This is a genomic window from Parvibaculum sp. (assembly GCF_049672805.1).
Lineage (GTDB): Bacteria > Pseudomonadota > Alphaproteobacteria > Parvibaculales > Parvibaculaceae > Parvibaculum.
In genome coordinates, this window is sequence record NZ_JBATWS010000304.1 from 1 (window position 1) to 2,729 (window position 2,729).

Here is a 2,729-nt window from a genome sequence, read left to right on the forward strand (position 1 = left end):
ACTCGGCTTCTTCCTCGACTTCATCGAGATCATCTTTGTCGTTGTGCCGATCGTCGCGCCCATTCTGCTGGTGCTGGGCATCGACCCCATCTGGCTCGGCGTGATGATGGCGATAAACCTCCAGACCTCGTTCCTCACGCCTCCCTTCGGCTTTGCGCTGTTTTATCTGCGCGGCGTTGCCCCGGACAGTGTGACCACGATGCAGATATATCGCGGCGCCATTCCCTTCGTCGGCCTGCAACTTGTGGCGCTTGCGGCGGTCGCTTTCTTCCCCGCACTCGCAACATGGCTGCCACGCCTTATCTTTGGTACGATGTAGGCATCGCACCAGCCGGAAAGAGAAATGTCAGGAAAAGACCCGAAAGACGTTGCGAGTGAAGCGAGCAGCAATCTCATCCGCATGGCGCTTGTCGTGCTCGCCATGGTCGGCGTTGTTGTCTATTTCATCAGCACCGGCCGCGTGCAGTTTAACGAGCCTGTGGAGCTTACCGCGCGCATTGCGCAGCCCACGACATGGACAGAGACCGGCCCGCTCACCCTCACGGTCGGCGTCACTCTGGCCAATAACCAGGATGAGCCGCTGCAGCTCGAAACCTCGTCCCAGTGCAATATTTTCCGGTGGTTTCTGACCGACGACAACCGCGACTTCATCCAGTCGCAGCGCGCGGATGACGCCTGCATCGACGTGCCTGTACGCGGAGAGCTGGAAGGCAAACACACCATCTCCGGCGAATACACGCTGACACTCGATCCCGCGCGCGTGAAGCCCGGCGACTACATCATCTTCCTGAACTACTGGGGCCACGAACTGCGTCAGAAGCTGACGATCAACTGATCGTCAGCACGCAGCGTGAGTGGCAGAACGGATTCAGACCGAGCCGAACCCGCCGCCAAACTTGTGCCCGACAGGGAAACCCTTGGGCGGCAGGCGGCCCGCCTGCGCGCGCTGGCCGAGCCAGTCCTTCAACCCATCAAAGGTCCGCGCGCGGTCCGAACGGTCATAGGCGACAAGCCCCTGCTTCAACGTGAAAGTCTTAACATCGCCAAGCCCGCCATCCTTGTAGCGTTGCAGGCGCACGCCCTTGCCACGCGTCATCTCGTTTACTTCCGAAAGCGGGAAGATGAGCAGCTTGCGGTTGTCACCGATCACCGCCACATGGTCGCCCTGCACCACGGCGCAGGCGACCGCCTCATCCGTGCCTGAAACATTCAGCACCTGCTTGCCCGCGCGGCGCATCGCGACCACTTCATCTTCCGGCACGATAAAGCCGTTGCCCTCATGCGAGGCAACGAGCAGCTTGCGCCCCGGTTGATGAACGAACAGTTCTACAATGTCGCGGCTCTCATCAAGATCGATCATCAGGCGCACCGGCTCGCCATGCCCGCGCCCGCCGGGCAGCTTGGCTGCATCCAGCGTGTAGAAACGGCCATCCGTCGCAAACAGCAAAATCTTGTCCGTCGTTTCCGCATGAAGCGTGAAGCGCGGGCCGTCGCCTTCCTTGAACTTCACATCTGCATCCGCCGCAAGATGCCCCTTCACCGACCGGATCCAGCCCTTGCGCGAGCAAATGACGGTGATCGGCTCCTTCTCGATCATCGCCTCAACCGGCACAAAGTCGATTGCAGGCGCATCTGAGAAGGTCGTGCGGCGCGCGCCGAGCTTCGTCTTGGGGCCGAAGGTTGCCTTCACCTGCCGGATTTCGTCCGACACGCGCTCCCACTGCTTGCCTTCCGATTTGACAAGCGCCTTCAGCTCCTTTTGCTCGGCAGACAGCTCCTTGTGCTCGCCGCGAATTTCCATTTCCTCAAGCTTGCGCAAGCTGCGCAGGCGCATATTGAGGATCGCTTCCGCCTGATTATCCGTCAGCTTGAAGCGCTTGATGAGCGCAGGTTTTGGCTCATCCTCCTCGCGGATGATACGGATCACTTCATCAAGATTGAGATAGGCATTGAGATAGCCTTCCAGCACCTCCAGCCGCTTTGCAATCTTGTCGAGGCGGAAGTTGGAGCGACGCACCAGCACATTCTTGCGGTGCTCGAGCCACGCAAGCAGCGCCTCGCGCAGCGACATGACGCCCGGCACCTGCCCCGCTGAAAGCACGTTCAGGTTCAGCGGGAAGCGGCTTTCAAGCTCGGTCATGCGGAACAGTGATTCCATCAGATGTTCAGGCTCGACCGTCTTCGCCTTCGGCACGAGAACAAGCCGGATTTCTTCCGCGCTTTCATCACGCACATCTTCGAGCAGCGGCAGCTTCTTTGCCTGCAGCAGTTCCGCGATCTTTTCGATCAGCTTCGATTTTTGCACCTGATAGGGGATTTCGGTGACGACGATCTGCCACAACCCGCGCGGCAGTTCCTCCATCTCCCAGCGGGCCCGCACGCGGAAACCACCACGTCCCGTCTCATAGGCTTCCACGATAGAGGCGCGCGGCTCGATGATGATGCCGCCCGTCGGGAAGTCCGGCCCCTTCACGAAATCAACGAGCTTTTCCGTGCGCGCATTCGGATGCTTGATGAGATGAAGCGCCGCATCGCAAAGCTCTGCCGCATTGTGCGGCGGAATGCTTGTTGCCATACCGACTGCAATACCCGCCGCGCCATTGGCAAGAAGCTGCGGAAAGGCGCCCGGCAGCACCACCGGCTCCTCATCCTCGCCGTCATAGGTTTCGCGGAAATCAACCGTGTCTTCGTCAAGCCCGTCGAGCAGAAGGGCCGCAACCTCTGTCAGC

3 protein-coding genes are annotated in these 2,729 nt (G+C 60.1%); 2 read left to right on the forward strand and 1 reads right to left on the reverse strand.

The genetic code is table 11. From position 1 onward, the window contains the following. Positions 1–319, forward strand: a 319-nt coding sequence (locus tag WBF74_RS09695) for a TRAP transporter large permease subunit (protein ID WP_424438800.1), incomplete at its 5' end; no start/stop codon positions are given. A gap of 24 nt (positions 320–343) precedes the next feature. Beyond that, entirely contained in the window at positions 344–835 is a 492-nt protein-coding gene (locus WBF74_RS09700) for a hypothetical protein (RefSeq protein ID WP_424438803.1), read from the forward strand. 33 nt (positions 836–868) lie between these two features. Here the strand turns inward: WBF74_RS09700 and parC are convergent. Beyond that, positions 869–2,729, reverse strand: a 1,861-nt coding sequence (gene parC / locus WBF74_RS09705) for a DNA topoisomerase IV subunit A (RefSeq protein ID WP_424438806.1), incomplete at its 5' end; no start/stop codon positions are given.

Bases quoted from the DNA above. Each gene is read 5' to 3' on its own strand.
- WBF74_RS09700 (WP_424438803.1), top strand. From the start codon at position 344: ATGTCAGGAAAAGACCCGAAAGACGTTGCGAGTGAAGCGAGCAGCAAT.